Raw genomic sequence first — 17,376 nt, 5'->3', positions numbered from 1 at the left:
GTCCATACGGAAGCTATTTACGATTCTGGATAAAAATATCCCTGTATTGCCCAGGTGTTAATCCAATAAAATCCATAAAAAACTTACTAAAGTGACTTTGGTCTACAAAACCTGTCTCGATTGCTGCATCAAGTGGTTTTAAACCCTTTTCCAACCGTTTCTTTGCTTCACTAATACGTACGGTTTGTAAGTAACGATACGGGGTAATCCCTCGAATTCGCGTAAATGAGCGTAACAAAGAATATTTGTTCATGTTCGCTATTTTTGCTAAATGGTCTAACGTAATTTGTTCTGCATAATGGACTTCTAGGTAACGACAGACCTGTTCAATTTCTTGCTTAATCGCTATCGATTCAGTATCTGTGTTCGCTTCGGTATATTCTTCAATAAGTTGCTGAATCAAGAAATAAAACGTTTCTTCTTTCTCCAAATCTATAACTTCATCCATAATCATCTGGTGAAGATGATGCAATAATTGAGCTTGTCCACTCCGATAAGCAACCGGAGAAGAAAAGGAAGGAAGATAATCTTGCCCTGTAATCTCTTTTGTGACTTTTCGCATGATTTCAGGCTTAATATTCAAACAGCGATAATCAAGTGTTTGGTTGTCAACGGATTCACAGGCATGATTGTCCAGAGGGTTAAAAAAGATAACATCACCTGTACCTATTAGATAGTCGCTGTTCTTACAAGATAACCGTCTTTGTCCACTCTCTATATAGCCAATTACATAATATTCATGGAAGTGGTTCGGAAACTTTTGCATGATTCCTTCAAACCGATAGGCTTCTATTTGTAAATCATGATCAAAACGTACCGTTCTTTCTTCTCGTCCCACCGAACAACCTCCTTTTCATTTCTAATACTGAGTGTAGCACATTTGGGTAAAGCGCTCTTGTAAGATATTGACTTAAAAACATCTCCTTTGTACATGTCTAGGGATCGGAAAAATTCGATTACAATTAGAAAACAACGGTTCTTTGTTCGCCTACAAAAAACACCCCTTTGGCTAAGACAACCAAAGGGGTGAACCTTCATGACTTTTTTAAAAGCCGGATTTCTCATTCAGGATAACTACAACCTTACTCCACCGTCACGCTCTTCGCTAAGTTCCGCGGTTTGTCAACGTCACAGCCTCTGTGCAGCGCGGCATAGTAGGCAATCAGCTGTGTCGGAATGACCGAAACAAGTGGCGTCAGCAATTCGTGTACGCGCGGCAAGACGACCGCATCGCCTTCTTGGTCCAAACCTTCCATCGAAATGATCGCAGTGGCTGCGCCTCGGCTTGCGACTTCTTGCACATTGCCGCGAATGCTTAAGTTGACATGCTCTTGCGTAGCGAGGGCAATGACAGGCGTTCCGTCTTCAATAAGCGCGATGGTGCCATGCTTCAGTTCGCCGCCGGCAAATCCTTCTGCTTGAATATACGAAATCTCTTTTAGCTTCAATGCGCCTTCAAGGGCCACGAAGTAATCAGCTGTGCGGCCTATAAAAAATGCATTGCGTGTTACGGATAAGTAATCGCGGGCAATTTGTTCCATTTCGTCTTTTTGGTTGCAGAGCGACTCCATTGCATTGGCAGCAATGGCTAGCTCTTGCAGCAAGTCAAAATCAAGCGTTTTTCCTGCTGCGTTGGCTACATCAACGGCAAGCAAGGCGAGAACAGCAATTTGTGCTGTGTATGCTTTCGTAGAAGCAACAGCTATTTCTGGCCCTGCAAACGTGTGCAGCGTATAATCGGCTTCACGGGAAAGCGTCGATCCTGGCACATTTGTAATCGTAAGCGTGCGGTGGCCTTGTTTTTTGACATTCACAAGCACGCCGCGGGAATCAGCCGTTTCGCCGCTTTGTGAAATAAAGACAAAGAGTGGTTTTTCAGATAAGAGCGGCATATTGTACAAAAATTCACTCGCAATATGCACTTCTGTCGGTTTGCCGGAAACACGTTCGAGCAGCTGTTTTCCAACTAGGCCAGCATGGTAGCTTGTTCCTGCTGCAACAATGTAAATCCGGTCGCTATCTTTCATTGCTGCGCGGATGTCTTCATCGAGGCGCGTGCTGCCATCTTCGTGTTGGTACTTTTGGATGATGTTGCGAATGACGAATGGTTGTTCATCAATCTCTTTTAGCATAAAGTGGGCGTATGTGCCTTTTTCAATGTCGCTTACATCAAGCTCGGCTGTGTAAGGCTTGCGCTCTTGCACATCACCGGCCAATGTTTTGATTTCAATGCGATCGCGTCTGACTATCACGAGCTCTTCATCCATGATTTCAATAAACTGATCAGTGACGGTAAGCATCGCCATTGCGTCTGAGGCAACCACATTCGCATTTTCGCCAACACCAACTAAAAGCGGGCTCTTGTTTTTTCCGACAAAAATCGTGTCTGGGTCGTCCTTATCAAGAAGAGCAATCGCATAAGAGCCCTTCATAAGCGAGAGCGCTTTGCTGACAGCTTCTTCCGTTGTAAGTCCTTCCCCAGCCAATTGTTCAATAAACTGAACAATTACCTCCGTGTCCGTATCGCTTTTTAGCTGTACATCGGCTAAATAATCGCGCTTAATTTGCTCGTAGTTTTCAATGACACCATTGTGTACGAGCGTATACCGTTCTGTGGCGCTTTGATGAGGGTGTGCGTTTAATTGGCTTGGGACGCCATGAGTCGCCCAGCGCGTATGCCCGATTCCGACTGTTGAGTGGACATTTTCATCAACAGCCTTGCGCAATGTGGCGATTCGGCCCTTTTCCTTAAACACCTCGGTATCGCTTTCTGTCCGGACTGCAATGCCAGCGGAGTCATAGCCGCGGTATTCCAGTTTTTCCAGACCACTTAGCAAGATTTCCTTTGCATCCTCATTTCCGATGTACCCAACAATTCCACACATATTTTTCGTATCCTCCCGTAGTGGGAGCATCGACCTGCAGGGGCAGACGTGCCCCCACTCTTTGAATTTGTTGCGTGCTGCTTTTGTTTTTGTGCAACAGGTCACCCCATTGTTTTGACAAAAGCTTGCGGCTGTCACACGCAGCCGGAGGGAACCCGCCGAAAGTTCGATTAGCCCTCTCCTCGTCAACTGGCGTCATGCCAGTCCTGGCGCTTTGGTGTATGAAATTCATACAAGACTCATAATAAAGGAATGGAGAATTGCCGTCAATCGATTTCATAGGTTCTCCACAATTTTAAAATATGCACCTGTTTCATTCGGGGGAACGGTTTGTTATCGAAAAGGGCAAAACAGCGCTTGTTCTAGCGGGAATTTGGCTACATAAAAAAGGCATTGCCTCATGCGGCAATGCCTTTTTTATCAAGCTCCAAGCTGTTCTTTTACGACATCAACAATTTGGTTTGCGTACTGTTGGCACAACTCGTCGGTTTTGGCTTCGACCATCACACGCACAAGTGGTTCGGTGCCAGACGGGCGTACAAGGATCCGTCCCTCTCCAGCCATTGCCTCTTCCACACGTTTGATTTCTTGTTGGACGAGGGCATTGTTTTTAACTGCATCTTTATCCGTAACGCGGACGTTGATTAAGCATTGCGGAAATGTTTTCATGCCTGCCGCCAGTTCGGACAAAGGCTTCCCTGTTTGTTTCATAATGTTTAATAGCTGCACGCCTGTAAGCAAGCCATCGCCTGTCGTGTTGTAGTCAAGGAAAATAATGTGGCCAGACTGTTCGCCGCCAAGGTTGTAATTTCCTTTACGCATTTCCTCCATCACATAACGGTCGCCTACAGCCGTTTGCTTCGTCTCGATCTGTTTCTCCTCGAGTGCTTTGTAAAAACCGAGATTGCTCATTACAGTAGTGACAATCGTATTGTTGTTCAGGCGCCCTTGTTCTTTCAAGTAGGAAGCGATAATATACATAATCTTGTCGCCGTCCACAATTTCGCCCTTTTCATCGACTGCGATCAAACGATCGGCATCGCCGTCAAACGCCAGGCCGACATCTGCCTGTTTTTCCACAACTAGCTTTGCCAGCTCTTCAGGATGGGTCGAGCCGCAGCATGCATTAATATTGGTTCCGTTTGGCGAAGAGCCCATCGACGATATATCAGCATCAAGATCAGCCAGTACGTGCGTAGCTAACGATGAGGCAGCACCGTTGGCACAGTCAATGGCGACGTGGATTCCTTCAAAACCGCCTTCAACCGTTTGTTTTAAAAACTGCATGTATTTCTGAGAGCCCTCAAAATAGTCATTTAACTGGCCGACATCGCCACCAATCGGACGAGGCATCGTATCTTCGCCATCAATGAGTGCTTCTATTTCCTCTTCTTGTGAATCAAGCAGCTTAAATCCGTCAGAACCGAAAAATTTAATGCCATTGTCTTCAACCGGATTATGAGAAGCAGAAATCATAATTCCCGCAGTTGCGCTTAGTTGTTTGGTCAGGAACGCAACGCCAGGGGTGGAAATGACCCCAAGGCGCATAACTTCGGCGCCAATGGAAAGCAAACCTGCCACTAAGGAAGCCTCAAGCATCTCTCCAGAAATACGCGTATCCCGGCCAATCAACACCTTAGGTTGCGCTGCCTCTTTTGTTAGCACATAACCGCCAGCGCGCCCTAACTTAAACGCGAGTTCAGGCGTAAGCTCTGAATTGGCTACCCCCCTGACGCCATCTGTCCCAAAATATTTACCCATGATTGATCGCTCCTTCTTTATGCGTTCTCATTGCTTTCACTCTTCGAATTGCAACATCGCCTCGTCGTCTAGTTCGAAGCGGATATGCGGCGGTCCACTTACCGATATAGGAAGCGACTGTTCTCCTTTATAGGAACCACTCGCATCCACCTGCAATTGTATATCGTTCATGCTCAAACGATCTAGCCTGGCTTTAGTCCCAAATGCTGTTACTGGGACTGTCGATGGCTGGTCTGCTGCGAAACGGACAGTGCCCTCTGCACCGACAATTTCAATCGGCACGTCGGAAAACGCTTGCCTTTCTTCCTTTCCGACACTAAAGTGGACACGGACTTCTTTCGGTTCAATTCGTTCGGCATCCGTTGGTGTTTTCAGTTTTGCCGTTACCTCGCCGTTTTCTTCAACTTTGCTTAAGTCAACTGGCTCGCTCTCTACGAACTCAATATCTTCCAGGACATCCGTCGGCCCATAAACGGTTACTTCATTTGGTTCAATCGTCACTTCATCAATGCTAATTCCGTCTGGCAACTCATTCTCCTTTACCATTTTCACTGGCACAAGTTTATTCGGGCTCGTGATTGGCACTGTCACCGAAACGAAATTAGGGTTTGATTCAATCTCCAGTTCTTGCCCTGACTCATCGTAAAAATGGACAGGGTAGTCATCTTCAACCGTTTCTTTGACCCCTTCAAGATCTACAAACACTTTGGCCTCTTCAATTTGGTCAATCGTGTCTCCATCTGCGGTCACTTCCACATTCACCGGGTTGGCGATTGGTGAACCGGCAGCAAACTCGTCTCCTAGTTCACTTTCATTCTCAAGCTCCACGCGTACCGGGATCGAGACCGTTTGTTTTTCTTTTAAAGTGATGCGCACTACTTGAGGCTGCGTCGTTACTGACAAATCGCTCGGAAAATTGCGTGTGTTGACAGCTAGCACATGTTCCCCTTCAGTCGTCACATCAGTCGCGTCCACAAACACTTCTGTCGACCGGTTGCTTGTCAACTGGAATAGCGAAATCGACACTTGCGAACCTTGGAGTTGCACACTCACTGTTTCCGGTTGGTCAACTAGTTCAAAACGAGTTTCATCATAAAACACTTCAAGCGGTTGGTCTTCGATTGTATAAGGAGCGTTGGTGACTTCAGGCAAAAGAGAAGGTGTGCCAACATTATCTTGGTTGACCATAATAAATAACATCAATGCAATGAAGAAAGCTAGAATCCGCACAAACCAAATGCTATTAAACAGTTTATCCATTTTTTCTACCACCCCACTGCCAGCGGTTTTCAGAAGAAGTCGCGCGAAGCAAATTCTGCTCAAGCATCTCCCTCAACTGTTCTGCGCTTAAGTTACGGTAGAGCGTGCCGCTTTTTGATATTGATATGCCTCCCGTTTCCTCGGAGACAATCAATGTCAAACAATCGGTTACTTCACTGATCCCGAGAGCGGCCCGGTGGCGCGTCCCTAGCTCTTTTGATATGGTATTGTCTTCAGACAGAGGCAAATAACAGCCTGCGGCCAAAATTTTATCGTTCTTGATGACAACGGCGCCATCGTGCAACGGTGTATTGGGGATAAAAATATTAATCAACAACTCTGAAGTAAGGACAGCCTGCATTGGAATGCCTGTCTCAGCGTAATCGTTTAAGCCAGTCTCCTTTTCAATCGACACGAGCGCACCAATGCGTCGCTTCCCCATATAAGAAGTCGCTTTAACGAGGGCATCAATGGTCGTTTGCATCGAATCATTTTTAGGAGCTGAACGGCTTGTGAACAGGCGGCTTCTTCCGAGTTGTTCCAACCCCCTGCGCAATTCAGGCTGAAAGATAATAATGATCGCCAGCAATCCAAACGTAGCGGTTTGCTTGGTAATGAACTCCAATGTGCTTAACCCTAGAAAGTTGCTGACAAACCATATCATAAAAATGACAGCGATCCCTTTGACCAACTGTACTGCCCGAGTGCCGCGAATAATCATAATGAGTTTATACACAACATATGTAACAAGCAAAATGTCGACAATTTGGCCAATGTAAGCAAGCCATGGCAAATTTTCGAAGTCTATCGTAAACATGTATGCCCCTCCATGTTTAATCGTCTAGTCTTACCTTTGACAAGTCCAGCGCATCTTAAACGAAACGCAGTGCCAAACGTAACAAGTATACACCGATCCAAGCGAAATAGAAAGGGAGTTCCCGCTTTACGACAGGAACTCCATTATTTTTCATGCTTCTTCTAATTGTCGGTGGAATGTGGATCGTCTTCCCCGGCATCGAAAACAGCGACAACTTCACTAAAAAACTCTTTCATATTGTACCACGCCCAAGACAGGGCTTTGTCGACTTCTTCAATTTCCCCAGTTACTTGATTGGGCGAAGCGTAAAGCGTGTCTTTGTTGAAGCGGCTATTAATGAGAAGGACATTGCCGCGCACTTCCCCTTCGAGCACGAGCGTGCCATTTCGGACAACCAAATCACCATCAATCACTTCGCCTTCAGGCACAACGACCACGCCTGCTTCTTTATCAATCACAAACGGTCCATTCCCTGATACGGCAATTCCGTCGGTGGTATGGCTCCATGCGGAAAAAAAGGCAGCTGACATCATAATGAGGAATATCGCTGCTGCAACCAAGATGGGATGGCGTTTTGCTTTTAGCTTCCATTTTGCTGTTTTTTTCGTCTTAGGCAATTTGGCCATAACGCCGGCAGTAAACCCTTCAGGTGCCTCTATATGAGAAGAACTTTGGATAAACGCAATGGATTTCTTCAGTTCTTGCAAATGCTCTCTGCATGACGGGCACGATTGCAAATGAGCATAAAGTTCCTCTTTCTGCTCTTTCGTCGCATCTCCGTCTAAATAAATGTGTATCAATTCATCGTGAGAATGACAGGTTTTCATCTTGTCACCCCTTTACATTTATAAGTGCCGCATACGTTTACGCAGCGCTTCACGCCCCCGATGAATCCGCGTTTTAACGGTGGCAACAGGCATATCCATAATCTCGCTAATTTCTTTTAACGATAGATCCTCTAAATACTTAAGCACAATGGCCGTGCGATATTTAATGGGAAGCTGGTTAATCTCTGATTGTATCCACTCTTGAAGCTCCATTTTCACAACCTGGTCTTCAGGCAGTTCATCTGTTGCGGCAAGTTGGGATTCATAGGTCACTTCCTCCATCCCTTTTACCGCATCTTGCAAATGCATATCAGGCTTCCGCTTCCGCAAACGGTCAATTGACACATTTGTGGTAATACGGAACAACCAAGTCGAGAACTTTCGAGTGGTATCAAATTTATCTAAATTGGTATAAGCACGCAAAAACGCCTCTTGGGCGATATCTTGGGCTTCATGGACGTGGCCGACCATTCTATAGGCAACTTGGTACACTTTGTCTTTGTAGAGGTCTACCAATTCGGCGAAAGCCTGCTCATCCCCTTGTTTGATATCTGCAATTAATCGATTCGTTAACGAGTCCATTTCATCCCCTACCTAAATTAAACATACGGAACTCACTGACAGATGGTTTCGTGTAATCTAATCATAACACGAAAAAATATCTTTTTTTTAAAAAAGAAGGAATTTTGTCCTAAACCGAGTAATGTAATTTAGAAAGGGAGGGAAGGATATGGCAAATGCGCATGACATTCACCCACTGTCGCGTTCGATTGAAGACACACGGACGCAACTTAATGATTCGGCTGCTGCTTATCCGCTCAGCTCACCGCACATTGTAACAATCAGCCAGAAACTCGACGCTCTGCTAAATGAATACTCCAATCTTTCTGCAAAAAAACCGCCCAAACGCGTATAAATCGATTTTCAACATAAAAAGAGCAGCCTGTACAGGCCGCTCTTTTCTATTAGTGGAGCCTAGCGGGATCGAACCGCTGACCTCCTGCGTGCAAAGCAGGCGCTCTCCCAGCTGAGCTAAGGCCCCGATAAAAAACGGCTTTTGCCGTCACAGCTTTCGCCGTCTTAAAAGAAGTGAGCCATGAAGGACTCGAACCTTCGACCCTCTGATTAAAAGTCAGATGCTCTACCAACTGAGCTAATGGCTCTAATGGCTGGGCTAGCTGGATTCGAACCAGCGCGTCACGGAATCAAAATCCGTTGCCTTACCGCTTGGCTATAGCCCAACAAAAGAAAAATGGTGGAGGGGGACGGATTCGAACCGCCGAACCCGGAGGGAGCGGATTTACAGTCCGCCGCGTTTAGCCACTTCGCTACCCCTCCACAATAGAAAGACAATATGAACATGGTGGAGGATGACGGGATCGAACCGCCGACCCTCTGCTTGTAAGGCAGATGCTCTCCCAGCTGAGCTAATCCTCCATTTTAGCTGCAGATAAGCTGCAAATCTCTTCGTCTAATTCGTGATTCTCTGTCAGTCACGTACGTTTGTACGATCCTTCCTTCGAACACTTCTTATCCTCGACCTTTTTGCTTCTCTTTGCTAAACGTCTGCAGATAAGCGGCGAATTTCTTCGTCCAATTCGTGTCTCTCAGTCAGTCACGTACGCTTGTACGCTCCTTCCTTCGAACACTTCTTGTCCTCGAACTTCTTGCTTCTCTTTGTCAAACAATGATGTTGAGGAGCCTCGTTTTATAATAGAGGCATATCTATGAAAAATGGTCCGGCAGCGTTCTACTCTCGCAAGGGAAAGCCCCTAACTACCATCGACGCTAAAGAGCTTAACGACCGTGTTCGGCATGGGAACGGGTGTGACCTCTTTGCCATTGCCACCGAACTTAAAAAGGCAAGTGAAAAGCAAGGAGTTGAGAAGCCAACTTCTTGCTTTGCCTTCTACTCATAAAATGACCCGTACGGGATTCGAACCCGTGTTACCGCCGTGAAAGGGCGGTGTCTTAACCGCTTGACCAACGGGCCTCCTGACTGACAAATAATATGATAACAAACGTTTTTTTAGATTGCAACTGTTTTTTTCAATTTATTATTGCTCTATTAGAATAGCCGAGAAGGGCTCGTTTTATTCGCTGAGGTTTTACCGTGAAAGCCCAGTTTTGTCGCCAAAATTGGATTGACGCATAAGGTATATTATTCCTAATTGTAAAGGTGGTGTACACGCATGGGTTACTATGGCGGAGGCTACGACGGCGGCTATGGCTACGGTCCAGCTGGCGGCGGTTACGGTGGCGGCTGCGGCGGCTATGGCTACGGTGGCGGTTTTGCGCTAATTGTTGTGCTTTTCATCCTTCTTATCATCATTGGCGCAGCTTACGTTAAATAATTGTGCAACCACAACGTTTAAAGAGCAGGCTAAAGGATGCCTGTTCTTTTTCCTTCGTTGGTTCCTAATATTTCGCTGCACCAACACAAAACGATCGAATTGCAAAAGACACACTGCCCTTCCTGAAAAACATAGGCTTGCGACCGTTTTTTACTAGTGAACGCCTGGGCAAAGCGTATGATTTGTTTGCCTAAATACCTATACATATAAATAGGCAGTCGACAAAACCAATGCGTTGACAGATAATTTAAACACATGTATATTAAACATAGTTTTTTCATCGGTTTACAGCATTTTTACAAAAGGAGACAACTTATGCCACACATCACGAAGTTAGCCATAGCTACGTCTATTGCCACTGTATTGGCTTTAGGCGCATGCACCAATGATGCAAGCCAGAGTCCCAGTGAAGAAAATCGCTTTATTGAATACGGCATAGCAACCGACATTCGTCCACTTGACCCCCATACACAGAACATTGTCATCAATTGGCGTGTCGGTGCCAATATATACGACCGCTTAATTGAACAAGATGAAAACTTGGAATTGCAACCGAGTTTGGCCACAGACTGGAAAATGCTCGATGAGTTAACGTGGGAATTGTCTTTAAGAGAAGACGTCGTTTTTCATGATGGAAATGTGTTTGATGCAGAGGCTGTAAAAGCAAATTTCGAACGCAATCTAGCGGAGGAAACAGCGTCTCCGACTGCATACTTGTTTCAAGCTGTCGAAGAAGTAGAAGTCATTGATCCAGCTACCGTCCGCTTTCATTTAAACGCTCCGTTTGCTTCATTGCCAGCGCATTTATCACACCACGGAGCTTCTATCATTAGTCCTGAAGTGATAGCCGAGGACAACGAAGCAGTTGCCAACGGAGAAGCACCAGGGTCTGTCGTAAGTGAAAAGCCAATTGGCACAGGCCCTTTCCAATTTGAATCTTGGACACCTGACGAAGAGCTTGTCCTCATAGCAAATGATGATTATTGGGGTGGTGCCCCGCAAGTAGCTGGCGTTCGTTTCACCGTCATTCCAGACGCTGCTACACGTTTAGCCAATCTACAATCAGGCAATTCCGACGTTATTGATGCCGTTTCGCCAAGTAGCATGGCCGAAATCGAAGAAAACTCAGACATAAATGTAATCGAAGTGGAGTCAACCTACGTTAACTTCCTTGCCTTTAACACCAATGAAGCCCCGTTTGATGACGTACGGGTACGCCAAGCTTTTGCCAAGGCGATTGATAAAAATGAAATTTTTGAGGGCATCGTAAACGGCTACGGCTCTATCGCAAACAGCCCGCTTTCGCCGTTTGATTTTGGTTTTACGGAAATAGACGGCCTTTCCTTTGACCCGGATGAAGCGAAAGCTTTGCTCGCAGAAGCAGGGTATGGAGAAGGCGATCTCGATGTTACATTAACTGTCAGCACAGAAGGAGATCAAGTTAACATCGCTACGTACATCCAGCATGCGTTAGCGGAAATTGGCGTCAATGTGGAAATTGAGCAAATCGAATTTGCTACATTTGTCGAGTATACAGGCGAAGGCAAAGCGCAAATGTTCCTTTTAGGACGTTCTAGCCCAACAGGCGATGGTTACAACGGTTTCTTTACGATTTTGCATTCCAATAAACAAACGAGCAACCAACTTCGCTATCCTTATGCAAACCAAGATCTCGACCAACTCATCGATGCAACGTTGGCGGCTGAAGATGAAGCAGAAAGAAGTGCTTATTTCAAAGAAGCCCAACAATTAGTTGCAGAGGAAGTACCATTTCATTTCCTTTACTACCCTTCAACTTTGACTGGGGTAAGCAATGAACTAGAAGGCGTAAACGTAATTCCAACAGGAGTCGTTTTCCTAAAGGATGCTGCTTTTACAAACGATTAAAATCACTCGGATAGCTGAGCATCTCTTTGTTTAGCTATCCTTTATTATTCGAGTGTTTGATATTTCACGCTTCGTTATTTTCATATTTTTCTGTTATACTAACATCGTCATGATGATAGCCTTTACCTAGCTCATTACCTTTGAACAAAGAAAGGATCTGTGCTTATGAAACTAGTATGCTTTGGCGATAGCATTACTGCTGGCCATGAAGGGTTAAACGAACCAATGTTATCCGCATTTCTTAAAAAGAAATTGCCACCAACGGTTGAAATCATAAACGCTGGCGTTTCTGGAGACACAACCGTTCAAGCTTTAGCACGAATTGAAACCGATGTCATTAGCCATCAACCTGATCTTGTAACCGTGTTGTTTGGAGCTAATGACGTAGCCACCCATAAGCGAGTGAAACAAGACGAATTTGCTCATAATATCGACAAAATCGCTAGCCTCATTTCGCCAAAGAAGACCATTTTGATTACCCCCGCTCCTGTCGATGAATCACTTGAACAAAACAGAACAAACGAAGCACTCAAGGCATACAGCGATTGCATCAAGGAAGTAGCACAAAGGCGCAACTGTCATTTCATTGACTTTTTTACTACCTTCTTTTCAAAGCCAGATTATCAATGGCGCTTAAAAGGCACGAGGGATGACGGCTTGCATTTTGGTGAAAAAGGCTACGACTTGCTTTCTGATTTAATTGCAGAAAAAATCGCTTCCCTTACGAAAGCAGGAAGCGTTTTTAAACAATCGGGCAACTGATCAATATCCAAAAACAAAAAGTGCCCCCCTTACTTGTTTGAATAAGGGGGGCATTTTATCTTATTCTGTTCTATCACGAGAAGCCATTCAAGCCTCGACTTGCTCCATTTCAGGGAATGGCCTTCCCCAATAAACTCTCTTATTTCTCGCCGCTAAGTTTCACGAGAATTTTAGCCTGGCGTTTATCGTTTGTTAACACTTCAAACCCAGACTCTACAATATTCTCTAGCTCAATCCGGTCGGTTATGACGCCTTTCGGATTTAAGGCTCCCTCTGCCATTAAATCAATGGTCGTTTGGAATACTTCCGGTTCATAAGCCAAAGTGGACGTAATCTTAACGCCACTGCCCGTAATATCCATCGGATTGAACTCAATCGGTTTGGCAAAAATGGAAACAACGACGACGATTCCCCGTGATCTGGCTACTTGGATAGACTGGTTAAATGTTACATTTACGCCAGCCACTTCAAAGCTTACATCGACCCCATCTGGGACAAGGCTTTTCACTTTTTCAACGGGATCGACTTCGCCAGAATTAAATGTATGGGTGGCGCCGACTAGCCGTGCTTTTTCCAGCCTTTCTTCCGATAAATCAAAAACAATGATTTTGCTGGCGCCTGCCGCCTTAGCAGCAATAATGGTAAACAAACCAATTGGTCCCGCCCCAAAGACGGCGACTGATTGTCCAAATTTAAAATCGGCTTCTTTTACCGCTTGCACCGCCACCGCCATCGGTTCAACGAGTGCTCCTTCTTCCAATGTTAAGTTATCAGGCAATTTATATACATTTTTCTCTGGGATCACTGCAAAATCAGCAAACCCTCCATCTGTAGCAAGACCAGCAAACGAGAAACCATCATAGAGATCAACTGAAGCGGGCTTGTTTCCGTAGGTAAAGAGTGGATTGATGACGACACGGTCCCCCTTCTGAAAGGATTTGACCTCCGTTCCTACTTCCTCAATCACACCGGCAAATTCATGCCCTAATGTAAGGGGAGGTTCGCCGCCAGTAATAGGATCAGGCTCTCCTTTTGGGATAATCACCGGACCGTGCAAGTATTCGTGAAGATCACTTCCGCAAATACCAGCCCACGCTACACGCACTTTTACGTCACGGGCGCCTAGTTTCGCAGGTTCTCTTTCCTCTACACGGATATCTTTCTCTTTGTACCATACGGCTGCTCTCATCAAGAACATCTCCTTATTATGCTATGGTGTTTTGTTTACACCTTTATAATAGCACTGTAAAAGGAAAAATGGTTATTATAACGGAAATGTCCACTAAATCTCCTTATGTATTTAAAAACCTTTCATTGATTTTTTCTATATATTTCGCTTACAAAATGATTGGTTTTAGTTCTAAACTTCAGCATTTGCTCGCTTCGATTAAAGGAAATCTTATTTAAAAGGATTGATCATCCCATAACAAACAATGTCCTCAAAAGCATCGATTTTATAAATATGTTCTTTTAACGTTCCTTCATATTCCATTCCACACTTTTCCATGACTTTCCCAGACGCAGGATTTGTTTTGAAATAGCGTCCATAAACACGGTGATAATGCTTTTCTTTAAAAGCAAATTCAATAACCGCCTTGGCCGCCTCCGTTCCGTACCCCTTTCCCCAATAAGGTTCTCCTATCCAGTAACCGATTTCGCCGTTTTTATGTTGCTTATCGTTTGTAATGGCAATGGCACCATACAGCTGCCCGCTCTCTTTATCCGTTATAGCAAATTCATATAACTGGTCTAATTCAAAGTTTTGCTCATGATTCGCTATCCATGAAAGGGCGCATTCGATTGAATATGGATAGGGCAAATGTAAAGTGCTCTTATAAAGGTTATAATTATTGCACAGCTCAACGACATTCTGGGCATCTGCCTCTGTAAACAAACGCAAACGCAGTCTCTCTGTCGTGATTGTTCTATCCCCACGATTATAGGCCATGTAGTCCATCCCCCTATGATTGTCCTTCATCTTGAGTCTTCTTGGTACTGAAATGAAAGAGTCATGCTCGTTGACACTCCATCCTTGCCAAGGAGGCTCTGATTGTTTCACCCCTCTTATAATATTAATCATCGAGTAAGTCTTTGTTTTTTTTATAAGATCGATGTAAAGAAAACATATTTAATAAGAACATCAAGATAAACGCTATTACGCCTAGGCCTGCCATAGTTAAGAAATCTCCAATTGTTTTTGGAAGACCAGTTACCAAAATGGAAAGTAGAGAAAATATAAAACCGAAAGTGATTGAACTGCCTACTATCTTTCTTCTTTCACTTTGGAAATCAGCGCTAGTAGCTACATTAGCAAATTCTGTACCACTACCGACATAACCTATTAGAACATATGTGATCGATACAACAACAGGAATAAATAATCCTATTGAAGCATCCATATTCAAAGAGAAGAAAGTTTCTGCCAATATGAACACAACACTTATAAAAATACTTATTACAAAACCCTCTGCTAAAAAATTTAAAAGCTTTCGCTGTTTATATTCATCGTTCGGAAATAAATCTTTTATCCAAGACCTCATGGCTTCAAGCCTCCCAAAATAATTGGTCTAATGTTTTGTTTAGTGCCTTAGCGAGTGCTATACATAGTTTAAGAGACGGATTATAGTGATTTTTTTCGATCAACCCAATCGTTTGTCTCGAAACATTTACTTTATCTGCAAGTTCCCCTTGAGTTAGTCCTAAATCCCTTCTTGCCTGCTTCACTCTGTTCTCCAAAAAAACACCAACCTTCTTATTACAGGTTTACTGTAACATAGACAATGCCCAATGTAAAATATATATTGCATTTTATAGATTAATTGTTTTTTCCGCCTTCCTACATTTCAAACGAATAATCACGCTCTACTTTGCATACACGTACTGTGAATCGACTATACTACTCTTTTTTGCCACGTTCTTGAGCGACTTGGTGAGCTGCATGTGCTTTCCAAGCGGCAATATCCTCGAGTGTTTTCCAGTAAGAAACGGTAATGCCCAAATTTGAATCTCTTGCACTTTCGATCCCTAAATAGCCTTCTTGTTTACTTGCTAATTCGACCATTTTTGCTGCCATAACACCATACCCATTGTCCCCTTCCGTTCGCTCTGAAGCAAAGACAACCGCATAATAAGGCAATTTATATGTATTTGCTAAGTGACTCATCTCCAACCACACTCCTAACTTATCAATACTCGGACGAAAATTCTTACAATTATTATACATTAACCGGAAAAAGCCGCAAAACCTAACCTCTTCTTTTCATTTGCTCTTTTTGCGAAAATGATTAGGTCTTTCTGCGTCTCACTACTGCTTACGCTATTCGAGAAGTCTTTATGGTGCGGCTTTCCACTTCTGCGAAGGATCAATTGTACGGATCTTTTTTAAACGTATCACAAATTGATGTATCAAATTATGATATAACTATTGCCATCTATATCAGATAATGATATATTGTTATTGGATATATCGCGGCTTGATACAATTTCATTAGAGAGAAGAGGTGATCGTTTGAAAACGACTGAACCGCTAACAGATTCAATGTTTTATATTATGGCTGCTTTAACGAAGCCGCGGCATGGTTACGCTATTATGAATTTAATTGAAGAAACAACAACTGGCGCGATCACGATAGGCCCGGCTTCGATGTATACGATTATAAAGAAGTTATTAAAACAAGAGTGGATTTACTTATATGACGGATCGGATTCAAGACGTAAAACATATTTACTTACCAAAAGAGGCATAGAAGTGCTAGAGGAAGCTGTGAAAATTCGAAAAACGGTCATTCAATTGGCAGAAAAAGGATTACAGGAGGCTGGAGAATGAGACAAACAAAGTATATGATGTCAGGTGGGTTAGCCTTTTCTGAGGACAAAGACATGGAGAAGTTACGGCAATTTTCTTTAAAGGGCTGGCATGTCAGCGGCTTTAAGTTTATGGGATATACACTTAAAAAAGGACAAAGCGCAGATTATATCTATAGTATTGATTACCGTTCATTAAATGAGGAGGAAACGGAAGAATATTTCGACTTTTTCTCTTCTGCTGGGTGGACCCATATTGCCTCAGAAGAAGAATGTCACTTGTTTCGAGCATCACCTGGTACAAAGCCTATTTATAGTGATCAGGAAACAGTGGTTGAAAAACATAACAACGCTGGAAACTCGATAAAATGGACCGTACTCCCAACACTTTTATTAACAGTGCTCTTATGGTTTGGAACATTCATAAGCTCAGGTTTTTTACATACCACGCTGGTTGTAATAGCTACCATTCTCACTATAATTGCCATTCCAACTGCTTGGACTGTGCTTGCAATTTACAATAACAAATGGAAGGCAGAAGGAAGAAAAGGTTTAGTGAAGCTAACGAAGATGATCCCACCTCTTCTTTTCCTAGTTGCGATGACTACATTAATAATTGCCGTCGGCACTGACAGCTCCGTTCGCCTTTTAGCCTATATAGTAATTGGGGCAATTTCATTTCCGACTGCTATTTGGATGATTATGTCCCTTAAAACTAGATTGGGAGGAAGGAGAGCATAGGGAAATTCCGTAACATATGTAGGGAAGTCTTGGGGAAAACACAGGCATCCCTACTAAATGAGCTTATGCTTATCTAAAATAGAAAAAAGCCTGTCTCAAAAGGTCGCTTTACTATGGCCTTTTAAGACAGTTTCTCTATAGCCCAGTCTCCACTAGGATGATTCTTGGTGAATAAATACGCTTACGTGCTTACCATCCTTGATTCGCTCCTTCTCTAATTAGTTCAAAGTGACTGCCCGCTTGATTTTCTAAGCCGCCAAGTGCAGCGTCTTGCGGTG

Annotated in this window: 18 protein-coding genes, 6 tRNA genes and 1 rRNA gene; 6 read left to right on the top strand and 19 right to left on the bottom strand. The window is 43.9% G+C overall.

The annotated features are described in order from the left end of the window. Window positions 1–13: 13 nt before the first annotated feature. The 7 genes from BUC05_RS20100 to sigW form a co-directional block, all read right to left on the bottom strand. Window positions 14–838, bottom strand: a complete 825-nt coding sequence (locus BUC05_RS20100) for an AraC family transcriptional regulator (protein WP_035202372.1) — start codon at window positions 836–838, stop codon at window positions 14–16. Window positions 839–1,082: 244 nt separating this feature from the next. Beyond that, entirely contained in the window at window positions 1,083–2,885 is a 1,803-nt protein-coding gene (gene glmS / locus BUC05_RS20095; RefSeq protein ID WP_011245108.1) for a glutamine--fructose-6-phosphate transaminase (isomerizing), read from the bottom strand. A 420-nt stretch (window positions 2,886–3,305) separates the two neighbouring features. Beyond that, on the bottom strand, window positions 3,306–4,646 hold the full coding sequence (gene glmM, locus BUC05_RS20085; protein WP_011245106.1) for a phosphoglucosamine mutase: 1,341 nt from the start codon (window positions 4,644–4,646) through the stop codon (window positions 3,306–3,308). Between the two features lie 36 nt (window positions 4,647–4,682). Continuing rightward, the gene (locus BUC05_RS20080) at window positions 4,683–5,906 is read right to left on the bottom strand and encodes a CdaR family protein (protein WP_011245105.1); all 1,224 of its coding nucleotides are present in this window, start codon (window positions 5,904–5,906) and stop codon (window positions 4,683–4,685) included. Next, window positions 5,899–6,723, bottom strand: coding sequence for a diadenylate cyclase CdaA (gene cdaA / locus BUC05_RS20075; protein WP_011245104.1), 825 nt, complete (start codon window positions 6,721–6,723; stop codon window positions 5,899–5,901). The genes BUC05_RS20080 and cdaA overlap by 8 nt, the downstream gene beginning before the upstream one ends. 161 nt (window positions 6,724–6,884) lie before the next feature. Beyond that, complete coding sequence (locus BUC05_RS20070; RefSeq protein WP_035202370.1) at window positions 6,885–7,550, bottom strand: anti-sigma factor family protein; 666 nt, start codon at window positions 7,548–7,550, stop codon at window positions 6,885–6,887. Between the two features lie 18 nt (window positions 7,551–7,568). Continuing rightward, window positions 7,569–8,132 (bottom strand): RNA polymerase sigma factor SigW, encoded by a 564-nt coding sequence (gene sigW / locus BUC05_RS20065; RefSeq protein WP_011245102.1) that lies wholly within the window; start codon window positions 8,130–8,132, stop codon window positions 7,569–7,571. A 148-nt stretch (window positions 8,133–8,280) separates the two neighbouring features. On the opposite strand from sigW, the gene BUC05_RS20060 reads away from it, so the two are divergent. Next, window positions 8,281–8,466, top strand: coding sequence for an aspartyl-phosphate phosphatase Spo0E family protein (locus BUC05_RS20060; RefSeq protein ID WP_035202369.1), 186 nt, complete (start codon window positions 8,281–8,283; stop codon window positions 8,464–8,466). A gap of 53 nt (window positions 8,467–8,519) precedes the next feature. On the opposite strand, the gene BUC05_RS20055 is transcribed toward BUC05_RS20060, so the two are convergent. The 7 genes from BUC05_RS20055 to BUC05_RS20025 form a co-directional block, all read right to left on the bottom strand. Continuing rightward, window positions 8,520–8,592: transfer RNA gene (locus BUC05_RS20055), tRNA-Ala, on the bottom strand. A gap of 48 nt (window positions 8,593–8,640) precedes the next feature. Further along, window positions 8,641–8,713: transfer RNA gene (locus BUC05_RS20050), tRNA-Lys, on the bottom strand. Between the two features lie 3 nt (window positions 8,714–8,716). Then, window positions 8,717–8,791 (bottom strand) — tRNA-Gln (locus BUC05_RS20045). A gap of 12 nt (window positions 8,792–8,803) precedes the next feature. After that, window positions 8,804–8,888 (bottom strand) — tRNA-Tyr (locus tag BUC05_RS20040). Between the two features lie 23 nt (window positions 8,889–8,911). Beyond that, window positions 8,912–8,987: transfer RNA gene (locus BUC05_RS20035), tRNA-Val, on the bottom strand. 300 nt (window positions 8,988–9,287) lie between these two features. Then, a 5S ribosomal RNA gene (rrf, locus tag BUC05_RS20030) occupies window positions 9,288–9,403 on the bottom strand. A 68-nt stretch (window positions 9,404–9,471) separates the two neighbouring features. Then, window positions 9,472–9,543 (bottom strand) — tRNA-Glu (locus BUC05_RS20025). Between the two features lie 199 nt (window positions 9,544–9,742). On the opposite strand from BUC05_RS20025, the gene BUC05_RS20020 reads away from it, so the two are divergent. The 3 genes from BUC05_RS20020 (at window position 9,743) to BUC05_RS20010 (ending at window position 12,553) form a co-directional block, all read left to right on the top strand. Next, window positions 9,743–9,904 (top strand): YjcZ family sporulation protein, encoded by a 162-nt coding sequence (locus BUC05_RS20020; protein WP_035202366.1) that lies wholly within the window; start codon window positions 9,743–9,745, stop codon window positions 9,902–9,904. Window positions 9,905–10,219: 315 nt separating this feature from the next. Next, window positions 10,220–11,791 carry a glutathione ABC transporter substrate-binding protein gene (locus tag BUC05_RS20015; RefSeq protein WP_051881128.1) on the top strand — a complete coding sequence of 524 codons (1,572 nt, stop codon included), beginning with the start codon at window positions 10,220–10,222 and terminating at the stop codon, window positions 11,789–11,791. 165 nt (window positions 11,792–11,956) lie between these two features. Beyond that, on the top strand, window positions 11,957–12,553 hold the full coding sequence (locus BUC05_RS20010; protein WP_035202363.1) for an SGNH/GDSL hydrolase family protein: 597 nt from the start codon (window positions 11,957–11,959) through the stop codon (window positions 12,551–12,553). A 139-nt stretch (window positions 12,554–12,692) separates the two neighbouring features. On the opposite strand, the gene BUC05_RS20005 is transcribed toward BUC05_RS20010, so the two are convergent. From BUC05_RS20005 to BUC05_RS19985, 5 genes are all read right to left on the bottom strand, one after another. Beyond that, a complete protein-coding gene (locus BUC05_RS20005) occupies window positions 12,693–13,742 on the bottom strand; it encodes a 2,3-butanediol dehydrogenase (RefSeq protein WP_073305849.1) in 1,050 nt (349 codons plus the stop codon). Window positions 13,743–13,952: 210 nt separating this feature from the next. Beyond that, entirely contained in the window at window positions 13,953–14,501 is a 549-nt protein-coding gene (locus tag BUC05_RS20000; protein ID WP_073305848.1) for a GNAT family N-acetyltransferase, read from the bottom strand. A gap of 124 nt (window positions 14,502–14,625) precedes the next feature. Further along, window positions 14,626–15,093 carry a hypothetical protein gene (locus BUC05_RS19995; protein ID WP_073305846.1) on the bottom strand — a complete coding sequence of 156 codons (468 nt, stop codon included), beginning with the start codon at window positions 15,091–15,093 and terminating at the stop codon, window positions 14,626–14,628. Between the two features lie 4 nt (window positions 15,094–15,097). After that, window positions 15,098–15,289 carry a helix-turn-helix transcriptional regulator gene (locus tag BUC05_RS19990; protein ID WP_011245078.1) on the bottom strand — a complete coding sequence of 64 codons (192 nt, stop codon included), beginning with the start codon at window positions 15,287–15,289 and terminating at the stop codon, window positions 15,098–15,100. Window positions 15,290–15,449: 160 nt separating this feature from the next. Further along, window positions 15,450–15,716: an antibiotic biosynthesis monooxygenase family protein gene (locus tag BUC05_RS19985; RefSeq protein WP_073305844.1), complete on the bottom strand. Its 267-nt coding sequence runs from the start codon at window positions 15,714–15,716 to the stop codon at window positions 15,450–15,452. A 345-nt stretch (window positions 15,717–16,061) separates the two neighbouring features. Here BUC05_RS19985 and BUC05_RS19980 point away from each other — a divergent pair, with 345 nt between their 5' ends. Together BUC05_RS19980 and BUC05_RS19975 are read left to right on the top strand one after the other, a co-directional pair. Next, entirely contained in the window at window positions 16,062–16,379 is a 318-nt protein-coding gene (locus tag BUC05_RS19980; RefSeq protein WP_063609067.1) for a PadR family transcriptional regulator, read from the top strand. Further along, entirely contained in the window at window positions 16,376–17,098 is a 723-nt protein-coding gene (locus BUC05_RS19975; protein ID WP_073305842.1) for a DUF2812 domain-containing protein, read from the top strand. Before BUC05_RS19980 ends, BUC05_RS19975 begins: the two co-directional genes overlap by 4 nt. Window positions 17,099–17,376: the final 278 nt, after the last annotated feature.

It is taken from the genome of Shouchella rhizosphaerae, from assembly GCF_900142675.1.
In the GTDB taxonomy this organism is placed as follows: Bacteria; Bacillota; Bacilli; order Bacillales; family Bacillaceae_D; genus Shouchella; species Shouchella rhizosphaerae.
Note: the sequence above shows the minus strand (reverse complement) of the source record. Positions and strands in the feature narration are given on the sequence as shown.

What these genes read in the sequence shown, in the direction of transcription:
- glmS (WP_011245108.1), bottom strand. Translation starts at nt 2,885, where the DNA reads ATGTGTGGAATTGTTGGGTACATCGGAAATGAGGATGCAAAGGAAATC.
- glmM (WP_011245106.1), bottom strand. Translation starts at nt 4,646, where the DNA reads ATGGGTAAATATTTTGGGACAGATGGCGTCAGGGGGGTAGCCAATTCA.
- BUC05_RS20080 (WP_011245105.1), bottom strand. Translation starts at nt 5,906, where the DNA reads ATGGATAAACTGTTTAATAGCATTTGGTTTGTGCGGATTCTAGCTTTC.
- cdaA (WP_011245104.1), bottom strand. Translation starts at nt 6,723, where the DNA reads ATGTTTACGATAGACTTCGAAAATTTGCCATGGCTTGCTTACATTGGC.
- BUC05_RS20070 (WP_035202370.1), bottom strand. Translation starts at nt 7,550, where the DNA reads ATGAAAACCTGTCATTCTCACGATGAATTGATACACATTTATTTAGAC.
- sigW (WP_011245102.1), bottom strand. Translation starts at nt 8,132, where the DNA reads ATGGACTCGTTAACGAATCGATTAATTGCAGATATCAAACAAGGGGAT.
- BUC05_RS20060 (WP_035202369.1), top strand. Translation starts at nt 8,281, where the DNA reads ATGGCAAATGCGCATGACATTCACCCACTGTCGCGTTCGATTGAAGAC.
- BUC05_RS20020 (WP_035202366.1), top strand. Translation starts at nt 9,743, where the DNA reads ATGGGTTACTATGGCGGAGGCTACGACGGCGGCTATGGCTACGGTCCA.
- BUC05_RS20015 (WP_051881128.1), top strand. Translation starts at nt 10,220, where the DNA reads ATGCCACACATCACGAAGTTAGCCATAGCTACGTCTATTGCCACTGTA.
- BUC05_RS20010 (WP_035202363.1), top strand. Translation starts at nt 11,957, where the DNA reads ATGAAACTAGTATGCTTTGGCGATAGCATTACTGCTGGCCATGAAGGG.
- BUC05_RS20005 (WP_073305849.1), bottom strand. Translation starts at nt 13,742, where the DNA reads ATGAGAGCAGCCGTATGGTACAAAGAGAAAGATATCCGTGTAGAGGAA.
- BUC05_RS20000 (WP_073305848.1), bottom strand. Translation starts at nt 14,501, where the DNA reads ATGGCCTATAATCGTGGGGATAGAACAATCACGACAGAGAGACTGCGT.
- BUC05_RS19995 (WP_073305846.1), bottom strand. Translation starts at nt 15,093, where the DNA reads ATGAGGTCTTGGATAAAAGATTTATTTCCGAACGATGAATATAAACAG.
- BUC05_RS19985 (WP_073305844.1), bottom strand. Translation starts at nt 15,716, where the DNA reads ATGAGTCACTTAGCAAATACATATAAATTGCCTTATTATGCGGTTGTC.
- BUC05_RS19975 (WP_073305842.1), top strand. Translation starts at nt 16,376, where the DNA reads ATGAGACAAACAAAGTATATGATGTCAGGTGGGTTAGCCTTTTCTGAG.